Source organism: Mucilaginibacter dorajii (genome assembly GCF_024808255.1).
GTDB lineage: Bacteria > Bacteroidota > Bacteroidia > Sphingobacteriales > Sphingobacteriaceae > Mucilaginibacter > Mucilaginibacter dorajii.
In genome coordinates, this window is record NZ_JANTYS010000021.1 from 1 (window position 1) to 20,563 (window position 20,563).

At 36.9% G+C, this 20,563-nt stretch carries 15 protein-coding genes; 13 read left to right on the forward strand and 2 right to left on the reverse strand.

Annotated features, from left to right (window positions below; translation table 11 throughout):
- Nucleotides 1-359 precede the first annotated feature (359 nt).
- Nucleotides 360-1,355, reverse strand: coding sequence for an L-glyceraldehyde 3-phosphate reductase (gene mgrA / locus FHS10_RS22530; protein WP_259095433.1), 996 nt, complete (start codon nucleotides 1,353-1,355; stop codon nucleotides 360-362).
- 574 nt (nucleotides 1,356-1,929) lie between these two features.
- Here mgrA and FHS10_RS22535 point away from each other — a divergent pair.
- From FHS10_RS22535 to FHS10_RS22585, 11 genes are all read left to right on the forward strand, one after another.
- The gene (locus FHS10_RS22535; RefSeq protein WP_259095434.1) at nucleotides 1,930-2,508 is read left to right on the forward strand and encodes a Crp/Fnr family transcriptional regulator; all 579 of its coding nucleotides are present in this window, start codon (nucleotides 1,930-1,932) and stop codon (nucleotides 2,506-2,508) included.
- A gap of 343 nt (nucleotides 2,509-2,851) precedes the next feature.
- Nucleotides 2,852-4,519 carry a capsule assembly Wzi family protein gene (locus FHS10_RS22540; RefSeq protein WP_259095437.1) on the forward strand — a complete coding sequence of 556 codons (1,668 nt, stop codon included), beginning with the start codon at nucleotides 2,852-2,854 and terminating at the stop codon, nucleotides 4,517-4,519.
- Nucleotides 4,520-4,685: 166 nt separating this feature from the next.
- On the forward strand, nucleotides 4,686-7,166 hold the full coding sequence (locus tag FHS10_RS22545; protein WP_259095443.1) for an SLBB domain-containing protein: 2,481 nt from the start codon (nucleotides 4,686-4,688) through the stop codon (nucleotides 7,164-7,166).
- Nucleotides 7,167-7,188: 22 nt separating this feature from the next.
- Entirely contained in the window at nucleotides 7,189-8,244 is a 1,056-nt protein-coding gene (locus tag FHS10_RS22550; protein ID WP_259095445.1) for a GumC domain-containing protein, read from the forward strand.
- A 46-nt stretch (nucleotides 8,245-8,290) separates the two neighbouring features.
- Nucleotides 8,291-9,616, forward strand: a complete 1,326-nt coding sequence (locus FHS10_RS22555) for a flippase (RefSeq protein WP_259095450.1) — start codon at nucleotides 8,291-8,293, stop codon at nucleotides 9,614-9,616.
- Nucleotides 9,617-9,620: 4 nt separating this feature from the next.
- Nucleotides 9,621-10,721 (forward strand): UDP-galactopyranose mutase, encoded by a 1,101-nt coding sequence (gene glf / locus FHS10_RS22560; protein WP_259095453.1) that lies wholly within the window; start codon nucleotides 9,621-9,623, stop codon nucleotides 10,719-10,721.
- A gap of 10 nt (nucleotides 10,722-10,731) precedes the next feature.
- Nucleotides 10,732-11,685 (forward strand): glycosyltransferase, encoded by a 954-nt coding sequence (locus FHS10_RS22565; protein ID WP_259095455.1) that lies wholly within the window; start codon nucleotides 10,732-10,734, stop codon nucleotides 11,683-11,685.
- Complete coding sequence (locus FHS10_RS22570) at nucleotides 11,682-12,854, forward strand: hypothetical protein (protein WP_259095457.1); 1,173 nt, start codon at nucleotides 11,682-11,684, stop codon at nucleotides 12,852-12,854. Before FHS10_RS22565 ends, FHS10_RS22570 begins: the two co-directional genes overlap by 4 nt.
- Nucleotides 12,851-13,762 (forward strand): glycosyltransferase family protein, encoded by a 912-nt coding sequence (locus FHS10_RS22575; protein ID WP_259095459.1) that lies wholly within the window; start codon nucleotides 12,851-12,853, stop codon nucleotides 13,760-13,762. The genes FHS10_RS22570 and FHS10_RS22575 overlap by 4 nt, the downstream gene beginning before the upstream one ends.
- A gap of 135 nt (nucleotides 13,763-13,897) precedes the next feature.
- Nucleotides 13,898-14,818 carry a glycosyltransferase family 2 protein gene (locus FHS10_RS22580; protein WP_259095461.1) on the forward strand — a complete coding sequence of 307 codons (921 nt, stop codon included), beginning with the start codon at nucleotides 13,898-13,900 and terminating at the stop codon, nucleotides 14,816-14,818.
- A 304-nt stretch (nucleotides 14,819-15,122) separates the two neighbouring features.
- Nucleotides 15,123-16,472 (forward strand): sugar transferase, encoded by a 1,350-nt coding sequence (locus tag FHS10_RS22585; protein ID WP_259095475.1) that lies wholly within the window; start codon nucleotides 15,123-15,125, stop codon nucleotides 16,470-16,472.
- Nucleotides 16,473-17,413: 941 nt separating this feature from the next.
- Here FHS10_RS22585 and FHS10_RS22590 read toward each other — a convergent pair.
- Nucleotides 17,414-18,127, reverse strand: coding sequence for a DUF4397 domain-containing protein (locus FHS10_RS22590; RefSeq protein WP_259095477.1), 714 nt, complete (start codon nucleotides 18,125-18,127; stop codon nucleotides 17,414-17,416).
- Between the two features lie 331 nt (nucleotides 18,128-18,458).
- Between FHS10_RS22590 and FHS10_RS22595 the strand changes: the two genes are divergently transcribed.
- Nucleotides 18,459-19,037 carry an RNA polymerase sigma factor gene (locus FHS10_RS22595; RefSeq protein WP_259095483.1) on the forward strand — a complete coding sequence of 193 codons (579 nt, stop codon included), beginning with the start codon at nucleotides 18,459-18,461 and terminating at the stop codon, nucleotides 19,035-19,037.
- 198 nt (nucleotides 19,038-19,235) lie between these two features.
- On the forward strand, nucleotides 19,236-20,447 hold the full coding sequence (locus FHS10_RS22600) for a FecR family protein (RefSeq protein ID WP_259095484.1): 1,212 nt from the start codon (nucleotides 19,236-19,238) through the stop codon (nucleotides 20,445-20,447).
- Nucleotides 20,448-20,563: the final 116 nt, after the last annotated feature.

Consider the following 20,563-nt stretch of genomic DNA (forward strand, 5'->3'; position numbering starts at 1 on the left):
ACGTGGGAGAGTAGGTCGGTGCCAAATCTTAATCAGCCATAGCGGCTGTTAACGCCAAGCCTTCATCTAACGATGAGGGCTTTTTGCGTTACTAAAATGTTCACTGGTTCATTAGTTCACTCGTTCATTGGGAATTAGCGGAACAATCTACTAACTGAAAACCGCCCTCTGCTATCTGCAAACCGGCTTCCCCCGCTAACTGCCTGCCGAAAACTGAAAACTCAACGCTGCCAACCGGCTCTTTATGCCCTTCTTAAAGGCGGTAGTTTGTTACCAAACGCGGGGATGACTTACCGTATGGTAAAGTAAATCTTCCCCACGCTGACTGCAAACTGCTAACCGGATACTGCTAACTGAGGTTAATCGAGGATATTATTGATCAGCGTTAACTCTTCGTCTGTAAATGATGTATTAGCCAAACATTTCAATGAATCAGTCACCTGTTCGGGTTTGCTTACACCTATCAGTACCGATGTTACACGCTGATCTTTTAGGATCCACGACAGCGCCATTTGCGCCAGGTTTTGGCCGCGTTTAATAGCCACTTCATTTAGCTTAGCTACTTTAGCAATATTTGCTTCTGTAATGGCATTCTCTTCAATAGCGCCGTTACCGCGATGGGCTGCCGCCCTTGAGCCTTCGGGAATACCTTTTAAATATTTATTGCTTAACAAACCTTGTGCCAGTGGCGAAAATGGGATACAACCAACGCCCTCATTACCAAGCACGTCAAGCAAGCCGCCCTCAACCCATCGGTCAAACATCGAATATTTAGGTTGGTGGATAAGGCATGGTGTGCCCAGGCGTTTCAAAATAGCCACCGCCTGTTCTGTTTCGGAAGCGCTATAGCTGGAAATTCCCACATAAAGTGCTTTTCCCTGGCGTACCATCAGGTCTAAAGTCCCCATTGTTTCTTCCATAGGCGTTTCGGGATCGGGGCGATGATGGTAGAAGATATCTACATAATCTAACCCCATGCGTTTTAAACTTTGATCAAGACTGGCTACCAGGTATTTTTTTGAACCCCAATCGCCATAAGGACCTTCCCACATTCCCCAGCCGGCTTTGCTTGATATCACCAGTTCATCGCGGTAACGCTTAAAATCATCCTTATAAATTTGGCCAAAAGTTTCCTCGGCCGATCCTGCCGGTGGCCCGTAATTGTTAGCCAGGTCAAAATGAGTAATACCGCTATCAAAAGCTAACCTCAGAATGTTGCGGGCGTTTTCAAGGCTATCAATGGCACCAAAGTTATGCCACATGCCCAACGATACGGCGGGTAGTTTTAAACCGCTATTGCCGCAGCGGCGGTATTCCATGTTTTGGTAACGATTTGGATTGGGTAGATATGTCATGTTTTATTTAAAATTATCTAAATGATTTGTAATTAAAATTCAATCTGTAAAAATGGTACATCTGAATGGGAAAAGCCATTGAACTGGAACAAGAAAAAGGGAAATCGCTTTTAATATTTAACTTTATTTGCTCACAAGCTCATCGTTGAGTAAACACGAATTTAACTGCCCGTAAGATAGACGATAGCTACTTCCACGAATTTTTTCAATCACATTTCAATTTGCGCTACAGGATAGACGTAGCTAATTGGGTTAACATAACTTAACATATTTTGGATAAAATACATTTTAATTTCCTAATAATCAATATTTTGTATTTTATCATGGTTAACACAAAAAGATGTATGATGCAACTTAGATGCATCTAAATATTGTGCCTGTTGTTTGCTAATATTTTCTCGCGCAAAGACGCTAAGAAGCAAAGAAAAATGAGCAATTGAATTGCGACTTAGCATCTTTGCGCGAAATAAACTATTCCTTTAAATCCTTTTTTACTTGATATGTTTAAAAGCGATTTCCCTGCTTGCCGACATTTATTTACAGCTTTTTGTTAAGCCCGGCTTATATTTGATCCATGTTTCAATATATCAATAGCTACGCAGCCCGCTCGGTGAATTTAACGGCAGATGAAACAAGCCGTTTTAACGGGATTTTGGAGTATCGTAAAGTACCTAAAAAAACTAAACTTTTACAGGCTGGCGATATCTGCAACTTTGAAGCTTACGTAAATAAGGGCTGCATCCGCGAGTATATTATTGATGAGAATGGGGCAGAGGTAACGCTGCAGCTTGCCGTAGAGGATTGGTGGGTGAGCGACCTGGCCAGTTTCCAGGACCAAACCCCATGCAGCATGTATATTGAAACACTGGAAGATTGCGAACTGCTGATTTTATCGCGTGACGCCAAAGAGCAATTGTTAACCGAGGTGCCCAAATTAGAACGCATGTTTAGGCTGATGCTGCAGCGCCACCTTACGGTTGTTCAAAACCGGTTATTTAAAACCATCTCAAACACGGCGATGGAAAAGTACCTGGAGTTTATAAAACGTTATCCAAGTATTCCGCAACGGGTACCGCAACATTATATTGCATCGTACCTGGGCATTTCTCCCGAGTTTTTGAGCAAACTACGTACAAGACATCTTAAAAAGTAAATGATACACTTTTCTGATTTGCTTAGTTCACTTGATCTATTTTATGCTAAAATGGAACTGTAAGAATATTTTTTCTATCCAGTGTTTCGTTATTCCTCATCTTTCCGTATTAGTTACATCGCTTAGTGTAAAGTTTACATTAATTATTTATTAAATGGATTTAATATGGCATTAATATTATAAAATTGAGTATTCAAAGCTTTGTTTTTTGTGATATTGTTAAGAGATTAGGTGAAAAATTGATTTATTCAAAAAGATATATTTCGATAGCAAGATTATATCTGTAGAACGATTGATTTTTTCTATTTAATAATCTTATACATTTTAATACAATACCTAACCTGTGAAAAAGCAATTTTTAACCTTAGCCTTAATTATTTTTAGCGCAATACAAGGCTTTTCGCAAACTATTACCGTAGGTAGTTATGCCGAGGATATCGCCCGTCGAAATCAAATTTCAGGTACAAGTGATAATCCCTTTTCGTTTAGCATAAGGCCGGTAAATAGCCAATGGGGCAATACCGGGGCCGATTCTGCGTTAAGTGGTCTTGTTGCAAGCAAACCTTATGCAAAGTTTAATTTTATGAGTATCCCATCGGGCATACAAGTGCTGCCGTTAAACTGGCTTAATGAGTATAATGTGAAGCGCCCCTATGGTTACAATAACTCATCATTATATCCCAACAAAGGTTACCAAACCATGCTGAGCGGTGGTTTTTTATTAACTGCCGGCATACTTAAAATACAGCTTAAGCCCGAGTTGGTGTATGCCGAAAACAAACCCTTTAACACTTTTGCCGATGTACAGGCCAATAACAATAATCAACAGCTTTTAGCCGCTTATTTTAATACCATATACGGTATAGATGCTCCCGAAAGGTTTGGTAACAAAGCAATAACCCATCTTTATCCGGGCCAATCAAAAATTACGCTTAATTATCATAGCATTGAAGCCGGGGTATCAACAGAAAACTTATGGTGGGGACCAGGTATTAAAAACGCTATTATGATGAGTAATTCAGCACCGGGTTTTTTTCATTGGACTTTTAATTCTTCAAGGCCTGTTAAAACCATTGTTGGCTCATTTGAATGGCAAATTATTGGTGGTAACCTCAAACAATCCGGTTACGCGCCAGATGAGGTAAGCAAGCTAATTTATGCAGGCGATTTGTATAGCCCTAAGCCCACTGTATCGCGTTACATTTCGGCATATACCGTTAACTGGCAGCCAAAATGGTTAAAAGGATTTTACCTTGGTGTTTCAAGTTATGACTATTTAGACAAGGACTCTACCTATCATAGTAAAAGTTTTATCCGTAAAACAATCCCGGTTATTACAGGCTCATCGGCAAAAGCGAATGATGTCAATAATGGAGATAAGGGTGATGGCCAGGACTTTGCTTATGCGTTTAACATCAGGCAGCTTTTGCCGTTATATAAAGCAGAAATCTATTTTGAATGGGCCCGTAATGACAGGTGGGGAAATATTAACGATTTAATAGAAGAACCAGAGCATTCGGCAGCATACACTTTTGGGGGGCGCAAATTGTTTGAGCTTAGTAAAGGAGGGTTTATACAAATCAAGTCAGAAATAACGCAGTTACAGCGCGCAGCAACTTATTTATTGCGTGATGAGCCTTCCTGGTATATACACGGTGCAAGTCCCAGGGATGGATATACTAACCAGGGCCGTTATATAGGTGCCGGAATAGGGCCGGGCAGCAGCAGTTTTATATTGGATTTAAGCTATTTAAAAAACTATAATGCTTACGGTTTTACTTTTGAAAGGCAGTTGCATAATAATGATCTGTATTATTCCGCCTTTGCGGGTACAGGTAATTATAACACCCATTGGGTCGATCTTTCGGGTACTTTTTATGGAAATATCAGGTTTAAAAACTATTTGGTTTCTGCTGATGTTACGCCTGTGTATTCTTTAAATTACGAATACAAAAACGGCTCCAGTTATAATTTACACGCAAGGCTTAATTTTACTTATTATTTCAATTAATGTATCGATATACCCTCTCCGGCTAAATTCTTTGATGGATAATACTATTTAAATTCAAATTAAAAAAGTAAGTATTGTCTGTAGAAATGGGAAATTGGTTTACTTTTGCAGAAAAATAGCGCAGTTGGTTGGTGCGTTATTTTTTAAGCTCCGATAGCTTTTACATATGAATAAATTTAGCTTTTTAGTATTTTTTATTATTGTTGTTATTTCCTTTGGTACTGTTAATGAAGGCGTAGCTCAATCCAATTTACAAAACATATCGTCTATCAATGTTGATGATCTTTCAGATCAGCAGGTTATACAGTTGATACAGCAAGCCCAAAAAGCAGGGTTAAGTGATACCGATTTATTGCAGCAGGCTCAAAGCAGGGGCATGTCGGCATCTCAGGTTCAAAAACTACAAACGCGCATTAAGGATATTAGGGCTAAAAACTCAGGCTCGACTCAAAAGGGCGCAGATACATCGGCTACCACAGGCCGACAGCTGAATTATAAACCCGATACAACCGATACATCATCTTATAAGCGCAAGGATTTGTTTGAAGTTTTGAAGCCTAAGATTTTTGGGGCCGATATCTTTAAAAATAAAAATAGTTCATTTGAACCTAACCTTAAGCTGGCAACACCATTAAACTACATCCTTGGCCCTAATGACCAGCTTAATATTAATGTTTACGGCAGTTCACTGGTGAATTGGAAACTTGAAGTATCGCCCGAAGGCAATATCAACATTCCCGGTGTAGGTGTTTTAAATGTAGGTAGCAAAACTATTGAGGAGGCTACCTCCCTTATCAAAAGCAAGCTGGCGGCCAACAATTACGCGGTTGGGCGTGGTACAACGGTACAGGTAACGTTGGGCAACATTCGTAGCATTCAGGTAATTATTATAGGTCAGGTTGATAAACCAGGCACCTACACACTGCCATCGCTTGCCACGGTATTTAACGCCTTGTATACTGCAGGTGGCCCCAATGATAACGGTAGCTTAAGGCAAATAGAGATCATTAGAAACAACCGGATTATAAGACATCTTGATGTTTACGATTTCCTGCTAAAAGGCGATCAAAAAAATAATATAACCCTCCAAGATCAGGATATTGTGCGCGTGCCAACCTACAGAACAAGAGTTGAGCTTATTGGCCAGATAAAAATACCAGCCTTATTTGAAGTTTTACCCGGCGAAACGCTTGATAACATTATCAGCTACGCTGGCGGTTTCACAGATAGTGCTTATACAGCACGCATCAAGGTATCACAGATCAGCGATCAACAACGTAAAATAACCGATGTATTAGAGGCCGATTATAAAAATTATATTCCGCTAAGAGGGGATAAGTATACTGTCGAATCTGTTATATCCAGGTTTGAAAACAGGGTAGTTATCAGGGGGGCGGTTTTTAGGCCTGGTGATTATGAATTGCAAAGTGGTTTAACATTACTGCAACTGATTGATAAAGCCGCCGGCTTAAAAGAAGATGCCTTTACCGAGCGTGGAACTATTACGCGTTTAAAACCGGATAACAGCACCGAAATAATAGGTTTTAATGTTAAAAATGTGATCAACAAAGTGGTAAACATCCCGCTTCAGCGCGAAGATATTGTAAACATCTCATCAATATTTGATTTACGCGATAAGTACATTGTTACTATTAATGGTAATGTAAGGAAGCCGGGCAAGTTTGCTTTTTCGGAAAACATGAAGGTGGAAGACTTGATTTTAAAAGCAGGTGGCTTTGCCGAAGGTGCCAGTACAAACCGCATTGAGGTTGCCCGCAGGATAGCCGATGCCGATCCTAATTCAAAAAGCAGCTCGGTAGCGCAGGTTTTTAGTGTTAACATAGATGGACAGCTAAAACCGGCCGAAGCTAATTTTGTACTAACGCCATTTGATATTGTATCGGTATATAGCCTACCTGGATATGAAAAGCAAAAAACAGTAAAGATTGAAGGCGAAGTTTTATACCCGGGTTCATATACTATAAAAAATAAAAACGAAAAAGTATCAGATCTGATTGCACGTGCTGGCGGCTTAACAGCGTCTGCTGATGTAGAAGGAGGGTCATTAAAACGCGAAAATATAGCCATTTTGGGTATTGATAAAAATAAAGCTGACACCGCTGCTCTAACCCTTGAACGTGCATCGCAAGCTAACAGGCTTAAAAGAACTTATAAAGACTCAACCAATGTAGACGATATTCAGCAACGGAATAACTACGTAGGTATTGAGCTTGACAAGATCCTGAAAACACCAGGCTCAAAAGGTGATTTACTTTTAGAAGACGGCGATGTTTTAAGAGTTCCAAAACAGCAACAGGTAGTACGGGTTAATGGCCAGGTACTATATCCAAGCGCGGTGGTTTACGATGGGTCAAAATCATTTAACGATTTTGTTTCAAATGCAGGGGGATATGCGCCTGGAGCCTTAAGAAGAGGTGCTTATGTTGTTTATCCTAACGGAACGGTAAAAGGTACCCGCAAGTTTTTGTTTTTTAATAACCATCCATCTGTTAAACCAGGCAGTGAAATATATGTGCCTAAAAAGGCAGAGAGCAAAGGGAATTCTTTACAAACAGTTTTAGGTCTTTCTACCGGTTTAGCATCAATAAGTGCCATCATTTTGGGAATCTTGAGTTTAAAAAAATAGAAGATTAAATTATAATTTATTTATGGCTCAACCAAAGAATGATGAACAGGATGAAATATCAATGAAGGATTTTTTAAAAAAAGTAAAATTGATATTTAATTTTTTTAAGAGTAAGTGGATAACCATATTATTTGCATGTGTTATAGGTGGTTTTTTGGGACTAACTTATTCCATAATTAGGAAGCCGCTTTACATAGCATCTTGCAACTTTGTGTTAGATGATGGTAATAAAGCCGGTGGATTAGGCCAATACGCTGGTTTGGCATCTATGGCCGGTATTGATTTAGGTAATGGTAATAGCGGTATTTTTCAAGGTGATAATATTTTGGAATTATACAAATCAAGAACAATGATTAAAAAAACATTGTTGTGCAAAGCCAATTTCAATGGTCATGAAAAAAAACTCATAGAAAGATATATTGAATTTAATAGTCTTAAAGAAAAATGGAACAACGAGGGGAACAGTGAAAATTTATATTTCAATGGAGACCCGGAAAAATTTAATCGTAAGCAGGATAGTCTAATAACTGATATCGTAGATATATTTAATAAAAAACAATTATCAGTAGTTAAACCAGATAAAAAACTGTCAATAATTAATGTGGAATTTTCCTCGAAAGATGAGTTGTTTTCTAAGGAGTTTGTAGATAAACTGGTTGAAAATGTAAATGAATTTTATACACAAACTAAAACAAAGAAATCAACTCAAAACGTAAATGTTTTACAACGACAAGCGGATAGCGTAAAATCTGTATTAAATTATTCTTTAAATGGAGTTGCAAACGCTATTGACGCCAATCCCAACGCTAATCCCCAGTTGTTAAAGCTTCGTGTATCTTCGCAAAAAAGGCAGGTTGATGTTCAAACAAGTACACAAGTTTATGGAGAGATATTGAAGAATTTAGAGCTGGCCAAAATCTCTCTTATGCAAGATAAGCCGCTTATACAAGTTATTGATAAGCCTGTTATACCCTTGGAAATAGACAGAGTAAGTAAAGCAGCCGGTATAATTATCGGTTTTATATTAATGGGTTTTTTTACTGCGATATTATTATTAATTAGGAGGTTTCTGTATTAAAATGCTAATTAAATTGAAATATATCACAATTTTGGCAATATTATAAATGGAAAACCCAAAGCTATTAAAAAACTTTGCTTCTTTAGGGGTATTGCAAATGGCAAACTATGTATTTCCGTTAATAGCAATACCAATAATCTCGCGAATTATAGGCCCTAAAAACTTCGGGGTCATCAATTATGCCGCTTCTTTTATGGCATATTTTAACTTGTTGATTAGCTTTGGTTTTGACTACACCGCCACCAGAAGAATTGCTGCAAAGCCACATGATCAGGTTTTAAGGAACGTAGTGTTTAGCGAAGTTTTCTTTTCGAAGCTTTTTCTTAGTGCTTTGTCAATAGTATTTTTTTTGATTTGCCTATATGTTGTTCCGCCTTTGGCTGATGAAAAAAGGGTGGCCTGTTTTTCTTTTATTTATAGCATAAGTATGCTGTTTATACCAACTTGGCTATTTCAAGGTATGCAGGCATTACCTAAATTGGCTTTTTTGACGTTCTTAAGTAGGTTGGTTTTCACAATAACTGTACTTTTTCTCGTCAAACAACCGAATGATTATATATGGCCCCCACTAATTACAGGCATAACCCAAATTTGTATGAGCATTGCTGCTTTTGCCTGGGCATATAAATTGTATAAGGTTAAAATGTTAAAGGTAAGTTTAAGTCGAATATTTCTATTGCTGTGGGAAGAAAAAATGATCTTTATATCGTTAGTAGTTATAAGTTTATATACAACTACAAATGTTGTTATATTAGGGTTATTTAAAGATAATGAGCAGGTAGGGTATTATACAGCTGCTCAAAAGCTAATTGATGTTGCCGGCGCAGTTATCAGTTTTCCTTTAGCTCAAACATTATTCCCCTTTATTGGCGGTGCCTTCAATGAGGATTTTAACAAAGGAATTGAAACTACAAAAAAAATATTTCCCATTATAATTTTGCTTGCAGCCGCTTTTTCAATATTCCTCTTCTTTATAGGTCCAATTGTGTTGTTGTGGTTTTATGGACAACATTTTGCACAATCTATATCTATAATTAAAATATTAGCTTTTGTGCCACTAATAGTTTCCATAAATAATTTTTTTTGTATTCAGGTAATGTTAAATCTCAAAATGGATAAAGAATTCTTTTTTGTGACCGTTGGTGGTGCAATAGTTGGTTTAATACTAAATCTTTGCATGGTTAGGTACACAGGTAGTGTTGGTACAGCTTGGAATTGGTTGGTGGTAGAAACAGTTATTACATTATGTGCTTATATAATATTACGGTTTAAAAATATAGATTTAATTGATTTTAATCATTTTAAGCCAAATAATATTTTAATCCATCTTCAGTCAGTTGTTTCTAATTTTAACGATAAAGTAAATAAATAATAACATGTTTGACTATTTAATAGTAGGGGCAGGATTCGCTGGAAGTGTATTGGCAGAGCGTTTAGCTACACAAGCTAACAAAAGAGTTTTGCTTGTGGATAAGCGAACCCATATAGGTGGTAATGCTTACGATAATTATAATGAGGATGGAATTCTTGTTCACAAATATGGCCCGCATTGGTTTCATACTAATGATAAAGGTGTATTTGATTATTTATCACAATTTACTGAATGGCGCTTTCATTATCACCGGGTAAAGAGTTATGTTGACGGTAACTTACTTCCTATACCTATTAATATGGATACGGTAAATGAGCTTTATGGCTTAAAATTATCGTCCCCGGAAGATGTACAAACTTTTTTTGATACAGTAAAAGTGCAAATTGATAACCCCAAAAATTCTGAAGAAATGGTAATAAGCCAGGTTGGGAAAGATTTGTACGATAAATTTTTTAAAAATTACACCTTAAAGCAATGGGAAATTCACCCGAAAGATTTAGCTGCGAGTGTTACCGCGCGTATACCAACCAGAACGAATAGAGATAACAGGTATTTCACAGACAAATATCAGTGCATGCCCAAATATGGATACACCGCTATGTTTAATAAAATGCTTATGTCTCCAAATATTAGTATTTTGTTGAATACCGATTATAATGATATCATAAAGGAAGTTAGCTATAAAAAAATGATTTATACAGGTCCGATTGATAGTTTCTTTGATTATAAATTTGGTAAGCTACCTTATCGCACATTGAGGTTTGAACATGAAACATTCAATCAAGAAAATTACCAGGGTTTACAACAGGTAAATTATCCTAATGATTTTGATTTTACGAGGATAATTGAGTGGAAACATGCAACAGGCCAAAAAAGTAATTTGACAACTATTACACGTGAATATTCTTTGCTTGCCGATGATCATTCTGACAAATATTATCCTATTCCACGCGAGGAGAATCACGCTTTATTTAACAAGTATAAAGCAGAAGCTGATAAAATTGAATCGGTTTTGTTTTGTGGCCGATTGGCCGATTATAAATATTATAACATGGATCAGGTTATAGCACGCTCACTGTCATTGTTTAAAAAGGAAACTGTTTAATAAAATTTAAATGAGAATTGCTGTAGTAGTTGTTACTTATAATAGGTTATCCTTATTAAAGGAATGTTTAATTGCTCTTAAAAATCAAACCTTAAAAATCAATAAAATTTTTATTGTTAATAATGGTAGTACAGACGGTACAACAGAATGGCTTGCTCAACAAGATGGATTTTTTATTGTTAATCAAGAGAATCTGGGCAGCTCAGGGGGGTTTTCAAAGGGGATATCAATGGCCAGCAAAGAAAACTTTGACTGGATTTGGGTTATGGATGACGATGCCGAGCCAGCATTAAACTGCCTGGAAAATTGCCTTAAAGCGGCAAATAATAACGACGTAGATATTATAGCTCCTTTGTTATTAAAGGCGTCGACTAATAAGGTTGATGTTATGCATAGAGGAACTATAGTAGAGAGTTTGACAAAGTTTGAAAGTGTACCGCATTTACTTCGGGAAGATAAAATAAATACTGATTATGTTGAAAATGTAGAATTTGTATCATTTGTAGGGCCATTGTATTCAAAAAAAGCAGTGCAAATAGTGGGAATACCAAAAGCTGAGCTTTTTTTACATCATGATGATTTTGAATACTCAATAAGAATGAAAGATGCTGGATTGAAGTCATTATTAGTTTATTCAGCAATGATTTTTCATAAAGAAGCTGCTCACGTTCACGAAAAAAGTAAATGGTTAAAATTTAACAAGCCTACACCTAAACAAAAACTATTTATTAAATATTTTTCCCCTCGTAATAAAGCCTTTATAGTAAGAAAAAGAAAAGGGGTGTTAGCCGCTATAATAATTTCTTTTCCTGTATTAGCACGCGAATTTACAAGGCATATATTTACCAACCCGATATTGCTTCCCGGGCGGTTGAGCTTTTTCTTTAATGCAATTACAGATGGAATTAAAGGTAATTTAGATAACGGAAAATCAAAACGGCTTATTGATAAGCTCAAAAAATGACAAATTTTGAAAGTAAAACCCTTAAGATAGTAAATAGAGTACGCAGTGAGCCTCCTTTATTAGCAGCTGTTATAACGGTGGTCATTTATTCAAGCCCAGCTTTTTTAAGTATTATTAAATTCGGACATCTTAATTTGCCTGATGGGTTTACACGGCATATTGTTGTTGAGCCTGTTTTTGCATTAATTGCAATTTTTATCAATTTTTTTTTACTTATTATTTTTATTACCGCACCAGCTATTAAGGTGAATTTTAATTTCATACTCATAAATGATTGGGTAAGAAAGCTATTGATTTTTTTTTATTGGAGTTTGTCTCTATCATCAATACTCATGATAGAGGTGAAAATTAAATACGTTTCACTAATATTAAGTGACCCTTTGCTCGCTATAGTAAGCGGAGGGCTTATAGCCGATGAACACTTACTTTTATATTTTTTTTTAGGCATAAGTGGTTTAATAGGCTTTGCACTTATTCGTAAAGAAGATGGTTTTTTTTTAAATTTTATTGGCGGATTATTTTCTGTTCTGATAGTTGTATTCTATTTTTTTCTTGGGCGGCGAGAAGTAGCGATTATGTCGATATGTTTTTTGTTATTGGCTAAAGGCAAAGGGATTTCTAAAGTTAAGTGGTTATTATTAGGTGTGTCAAGCCTCGTGATTGTTGTTTTTATTATGAGCCTGCGTATAGGGGATGAAGGGAAAAAAATATATGACCTGAACTCGGAGGAGCTATCGCCGGTTTCATATAGCTCATATATAATTCAGCAAAACGAATTATACAACCCACTTCGCGGAATCACGGAAGCAACAATACTACGTCCGTTTTTATTCAACAAAAGCAGTATAGCCGTACAATATTTTAAAAATGAAGTCGGAGATCCAGCAGCTACGCCAGTTATTGGTATTGCTGGAATAACATATATGTATGGGTTTATTGTACCATTTATAAATGTATTTATCCTGGGTGTTTTATTCAGAACAGTATCGGTCTCTTTTAATAAAAGCAAATCTCCCTGGTTGAAAATTTTTTTAATTTATCTTACATTCAAAGCCTTTAATCTCTTCCGTAATGGCGAATTCTCAATACTTTCGTTAGATATTTTAATGTTTACAATTTTAATGATACCTGCTTTAATGTTTAAATTTGAAAAGCGTTCCGCAACATGAATTACTCAACCCTTGCTTGTATTTTAGCATATTATCCAGAAGATGGCTTTAATAATATTTGTACAATAATTGCTCAACAAGTAGATTTTTTATTAATAGTTGATAATTCTCCCGATGACAGCTTAGCAAACAGCGGTTATCAATTTCCTACAAATAGCTCAATTTATTTTAATAGAAATATAGGTACTGTTGCCGGTGCATTAAATGTTGCTATAAAAAAGGCCCGGGATGAAAAATTTGATTTTTTACAAATCTTTGATCAAGATACCCAACCAATATTGGGCATCACAAAAAGGCTTATTGATTCGTTATTAAAATATCCGAATATTGGAATTATATCTCCAAGGTTTGTTAATCTTAATACGGGGTATCCTGGCCGCGTATTAATTGATCGAGGTAGGTGGTGCCCCCAAAATACCTGGCCAAATTCGGACATCGGTATAGTTGATGTTTTATTTACAATTAATAGCGCATCGTTATTAAACATAAAATTAATACCTCAGGATATTTATTACGATGAAAGATTGGTAATTGATGGTTGTGACATTGATTTTTGTTTGGCTTTAAAGCGCTTAGAGTTTAAAATAAAAATAGATACGGGATTGTTCATACCCCATGGTATTGGTAATAGAAATAATCAAAGCGGTAGATGGTCTCCTACTAATTATTCAATAGAACGAAAAGAATTGATGTCAAAAAATAGAATTATAGTTTGGAGAAGATACTTGAAATATTATCCAGGTTTTATAATCAACGATTTTTTGGTATTTATATTAGATTCCGGTAGATCTATCTTTATGGAAAAGCGAGGTTTTAGGAAAATGTTTGCAATCATAAAAGGAATGGTTAAAGGTTTGTTGGAGAAAAATATTCAGCGTCGTTCATTTAAAACCAATAATATAATTTGAGTCTATTTGATAGTGATAACAATCAAATACCTTGAAATGCAAATAAGGTGCTTTTAAATGATTATAAAACCAACGCAAGCAAGCTTTTTTCATATTCAAATTCTTCTGTAAAGTACGAGTAAGTTTGAAAAATTTATGAAACTGAATTTTAAAGTAGCGTTATTAATTCCTACTCTCAATGCTGGTAAAGAATGGTTAAATACACTTGACAGTATAAGGAGTCAAACAATTGAAATTAGAACTAAAATTATCATTGACTCGGGTTCATCTGATGATACTGTTCCTTTAGCCAGGCAATACGGTTTTGATGTGGTTGAAATAAAAAAGGCTGAATTTAATCACGGCAAAACGCGGCAACAAGCTGCCGATTTATCAAATGACGCGGATATATGCGTTTTTTTAACCCAGGATGCAATTCTTGCTTCGCCAGAAAGTATTAAAAATATTGTTGATGCTTTTGAAGATCCTGAGGTGGGTATGGCTTATGGAAGGCAACTCCCTCATCAAAATGCAAAACCTTTAGAAACACATGCCCGCTTGTTTAATTATCCTGATGAGCCTGTAATAAACTCTATTGCAGATGCGGATAAGTTGGGCTTTAAAATAACATTTTGCTCAAATTCTTTCGCTGCTTACCGTTATAGCGCGTTAATGAAAGTAGGAGGCTTCCCAACTGACTCTATTATGGGCGAGGATGCCATAGTGGCTGCTAAAATGATACAGGCGGGTTATAAAAAAGCTTACGTAGCTAATGCCGCGGTTTACCATTCACATAGCTACACCGTTAGTGAAGAATTTAAACGCTATTTTGATACAAGAGTGTTTCACGAACAAAATAAATGGATAATTGACACTTACGGAAAGCCCACCGGAGCTGGCATTAAATTTATGGTTTCGGAGTTACAATATGTTTTGAAACATGATCCTAAAAGTATCGTCAAATCAATTTCTTCATTAGGTGCCAAGTGGCTTGGCTACAAGAGCGGCGGTTTTTATAAAAAAATGTCCCGGTCACTGCTCAAGAAACTGTCAATGCATCATTTTTATTGGAAGTAGGCGCATCTAACTAAGAAACCGGGATTTTTACTCCTTCCAAATTATTATTGTTAATAAATTATTAATTAATTGAAAATAAATAGTGAATGTTGCTGGCATTTGCATGGCTAAATTAATAGCATAGAAATGCGGATGCAAATAACATATCATTGATATTATAAATTTAAGCGTAAATAATTTACGGAGTGTTGTAGCGTTAATGGATTATTAAACGTAATGGTAATAAATACTGGTAATTTTTATCATTTTTAATATTCTTAATGCGTTTTAAAAGTAAAAATACTACATTTGCATCACCTTATCTATGAATATACGCTACTCTAAATTACTTCCGGTTTTCACTTTTATAAGTGATTTGCTGATATTAAATATCTCTTTACAATGTGCTCATTCACTTGTGTTTAGGTATTTTTCGGACGAGGTTCATTCTGTTAACTTTATCCTTTTAGTTAATATGGCGTGGGTATCCATAGCCTCGCTCACTAAAAACTATGTAATTCACAGGCCCTTAGTTTTAAGTAATACTGTCAATAAATTTTTGACTTCATTGATATACCATCTGCTAACAGTACTTGGAACGATATACTTTTTTAAGTTGTACGAGGTTAGCCGCTGGGAGATGTTTTTTACCTATAGCATGTTTTTGGTGCTCATTGTTTTGCAAAGGTCAACCATATTCTTTTTGCTTGATTACATCCGTAAAAAAGGCTACAATCGTAAACATATTCTTTTAATTGGTAATAAATTAATTGCCGATAAATTAGTAAGAACATTTTCCCGTCATCCAGAATATGGCTATTATTTCATTGATTTGATCACCGAAGAAATGATCGAACAGCTTTCGGATGAGTTATTGCTGAAAAAATTATTTGACAAACATGCAGATGAAATATTCATTTGCTATAAAAATATGCAGTTGCCTTTACTACAAAAGGTGGTTGATCTGGGCGACCAGCACAAGGTTAAAATAAAATTGGTTTCCGACCTGTTTTTAAGTAACAATTATGCCAGCGTTATTAATTACGATAACTTGCCGGTAATACAGCTTACAGCAAACCCCGAGCTTAGCCTGAAAATTATATTGTTTAAAAGAGTTTTTGACCTGGCATTTTCCTCGTTGGTAATGATAGTGGGGGCACCGGTATTTTTATTGCTGATTATTGCCACTAAATTAACCTCAAAAGGACCTGTTTTTTATCGCCAGGAAAGGGTTGGCAGGGATAGGAAAATATTCAACATCTATAAGTTCCGCAGTATGTATATTAATTCAGAAACTGCCGGACCACAATTATCAAGCGAGAATGATCCCCGCATTACTAAATGGGGTAGGATCATCCGCAAATCAAGACTGGATGAATTGCCACAGTTTTGGAATGTTTTAATAGGCGAAATGTCAATAGTTGGCCCAAGGCCAGAACGCCAATTCTTTATTGAACAACTTTTAGAAAAATCTCCTAATTATAAAAAACTATTAACACTTAAACCAGGGCTTACCTCTATTGGCCAGGTAAACTACGGTTATGCCGAAAACGTTGACCAGATGCTGAACCGCGTGCGGTACGATTTACTTTACCTGAACAACATCTCCTTCAATAGCGAAATGAACATTATTTTAAAAACCATACAGGTTATGGTTCAGCTTAAAGGGAAATAATAAAAGCAATCTATCATCTACCTATATTAATATCAACACAAAAGGCGCTGTAAAGCGCCTTTTGTGTTGATATTAATTATAACTAAAAAGTGTTATTGACGAGTATACATCAAGGTTAAACAAAAAAACAATCGTCATTGCGAGTTATAAAATCCGGTGGCTTCTGAAGGGGAAAATGACAAATAAAACGCGTCATTGCGAGTTGTAAAATCCGCGGCCTTTGAAGGTAGAATGACAACACCTTTAACCCCGCTGTCATGCCGAACTTGTTTCGGCACCACCCATGCTAAGTGTACTTCATGCGGGAAACCTGTCCTGTGGGGTCCTGAAACAAGGATGACTTCCGTTTTATAACTTGTCATGGGTAGGCACGAAGCAATCCCCGACTATGCAGATCCGCCCTGTAAGTAGGAAATTGCTTCGTCGTTCCTCCTACCCATGACGTTTTGTAAAAAATGTTTGTCATCCTTCGTGCCTCAGAATGACAGGGTGTAGAAGGTAGTTCTTACGTCATTTCCACCTTCACAGTCTGCGGATTTTATAACTCGCAATGACGGGTTCTTTAAGTTGTCATGGGTTGCAACGAAGGATCTTCTTCGTCCTGCTCATCGCAGATTTTTATAGCGAAGAAGATCCTTCACTACCTTCAGGATGACAAATGTTTTTACAAAATGTCATGGCTGGTATTGCTTCGTTTTTTTACCAGCTGTTTCGGTTTTGTTGCGTTTCGAAAATTATGGCAATTCACAACATGTTGATTTGTAAGTAGATGGTATTTTAAGCTGTTTCACTTGTTGCGCAACACAACAGTTTTGGATGATATTGAAAATAATGCCAGGCAGTAAAAGAAAATCGTCTGATAAAGATAACTGCCATCCAAATCTCTCTATCAACAAAAAAGGCACCCGGAGGTGCCTTTTTTGTTCTTAATTAAAGAAGGATCAATAATAGATCACATTTTCCTGGGTGTGGGCACTAATTTTTTTCACATCTGTAGCGGCGGCCAGGCCTTGCAACCATATAGTGTTAATGGTGTTCGATCTGAATGAAGCGTCGGTAAGCGTGTATAACACCGTTGTTGTACCAGCTTTACGCACTTCATAGGTATTGGTATTACTGCCGGTTGTAACTGGTGTAAACATGGAGTAATGTTTGTACGCAATATTTGAGGCTAATACCGCTCCGCCTTTAATGGCCAGGTCGGCCGCGCCCGCATCGGGACTAAGGTTTACAAATCGTACCGCAAATTTACCTGCTGCCGGTTGGCTAACCGAATCGGCAATTACCAACAAATCTGGCGTACTTACCTGGTTGGCTAAAAAAACAGAATAAAGTTTGTTGGCTTTAAGGGTTAAGGTATCTGATTTAATAGCCTGCCTGCTTGCGCCTACGTAAAAAGATACTGTTCTTTTGCCAGTATAAGCTCTGATGTAATCCTGGCTTTCACCACTTTTAATTGAAAAGTTGTTGCCCCTGTTTTGATCAAGGTAAAAATCAACCGGTTGGGCATCTGGCGACGCATTGATAGCAGATACCAGTGCAACTGGTGGGGCAACATAGTAATTGTTATGATCTTTAAGGCATGAAGTTAACAGGCCACTAAGCAAACACACCATCCCGATCATGCCTGCCCCTTTTGTAAATAATTTTCTCATAGTTTGTAAGTATATCTATAACAGCCATTACGTTAACCGATGGTTAAACGCTACTACTACCAATATAATTTGTATGAAACTTGCAGAGCTTAAAGGTGTAGGTGCTACACAATTAGGATGGATTCTTTAAAGAAAATTTAAAAAAAATATTGCAGGTGTGTTTTTTATTTGTTACTTGCTGTAATACAGTGTTTTAGGTAGTTTTTAGAATGTTGGCTAAGACGTTATAAATGAGTTTTTATTGCCCCTACAACACCACTACTTTAATTTAATGTTAGGATTTGCGGAAATTTACTCTTTATATTTATAAACCAATTATAAACAGTTCAAAGTGCACCAGGAAATTAACGGCGGTTATATTCAACAATTGATAGCAGGCGATGAGGCCGCTTTCGATGCAATTTATGACGCATACAGTAGTAAAGTTTACCGCTTGGCTTACAGGTTTTTAAAAGATAGTGAGCAAAGCCAGGAAATTGTACAGGAGTGTTTTATAAACCTTTGGACAGGGCGTGAAAAATTAAATGCCGAAGGTAATATTTGGCTGTACTTGTATGTGATAGCTAAAAGGCTGTCACTAAACGCGCTAAGGAAAATTAGTCAATCGCGCCAGCTTACCGAAAAATTGGTACATCATGTAACTACCATACATAATGATACCGAAGAAGATATACTGGTTCATGACCTGGAGCAATTTGCAGAACAGATTATTTGTAAGCTTCCAAAACAGCAGCAGCTTATTTTCAGGTTAAGCAGAACAGAGCATCTTACTCACAAAGAAATTGCCGAACAGCTGCATATATCGCCCAATACAGTAAAAAACCATATGGTAGAGGCACTTAAAACCCTCAAATCCCAGTTACAGTATTCCGATCTTATTTATTTGGCCCCGCTATTCTTCTTCTTTTAAGCTATTGCCATTTTGTTGATTCCTGTAATAATATGCGCCAGTTTCAGCTTTTGGTTTCTTATTGACGGTATAACTTCTCCAAACCAAATTCTCAGCTCAAAAAATAAAAATATTTTCATACCGGGTAGTCCTATACCCGTTGCTGCGTGTTCTCTACATAACTAACCCCTTCCGGGTACCCTGTTATAAACCAATTGTATGAACCAAGACAAGCTAAAGTATTTGCTGCAGCAGTATTTTGATGGCACCATCAACAGCTATGATTGCGAAGAGTTGTTGAACTACCTGAAAGATAACCCGGGCGAAGTATCTGGTGTTGTTGACGAAAAACTATTAAAGCTTGATGAAGGTCCGGAGCTAACTCCCCTGCAAGCCCGCAACGTGCTTGATAGCATTAAAGCCGATCCACGTTTTATTGAATCTAAAACTGCAAAACCTAAAGCAAAAATTTTAAGCCTATTCATCACTATAACAAAGGTAGCAGCAGTTGTCACCTTTTTTAGCGCTGTCGGTGTATACTTTATAAATAAAAACAAAATTCCCCAAAATCAAAATGGGGTTGCCGCGATAAAATCAACCAAAATATTACCCGGGGGTAATAAAGCCGTTTTAACGCTGGCCAATGGAAAAGTAATTGTGTTGGATAACAAAGCTAATGGCACCCTTGCCAAAGCCGGTAAAGTTGAGGTAAACAAAATTGCCGACGGCAAATTGGCTTACAATACCCAAGCCGCAGGTGTTAAACCTAAAGTGATTGATAATGCATTGGTGTACAATATGCTATCGACCCCGCGTGGCGGCCAGTACCAGGTGGTATTACCTGATGGTACACAGGTGTGGTTAAACTCGGCATCATCTTTAAGTTACCCGGTTGAATTTTCGGGCAACGAGCGCCGTGTAAAACTTACTGGTGAAGCCTACTTTGAGGTGGCCAAAAATAAAGACAAACCCTTTTACGTAACCAGCAACAATACGCAAATAAGGGTGCTGGGCACGCATTTTAATATTTCTGCTTATAGTGATGATCAGGAGGTGACCACCACCTTGCTGGAAGGATTGGTACAGGTGAGTAAAAACAATAACCAGTTTGTGTTAAAACCAGGATGGCAGGCTATGGTAAGTAATGATGCCGATGCCAACCAGATTCGCGTAGCACAGGCAAACATTAACGAAGTAATGGCCTGGAAAAACGGCTACTTTATATTTAATGACGATAATATAGCCACCATCATGAAAAAGGTTTCCCGCTGGTATGATGTGGATGTGGAGTTGAAAGGAAATTTTGCTAATCAAAATTTTGGCGGCACGTTTTACCGCTCAAAAGGCATTGATGAGCTATTGAAAAACCTTGAAAAAATTGGGAAAATTCACTTTAAAGTTTCGGGAAGGAGGGTTACTGTTATGGAATAGTTTTACATCTCCTCTTATTCAATACCAGTAATTATCTGCATAAAAAAAGAAAACCAGGAGCGTTCGTACCGCCCCTGGCTTCAAGCCGCTGTGCAGCTTAGTCAGATAATGAAATT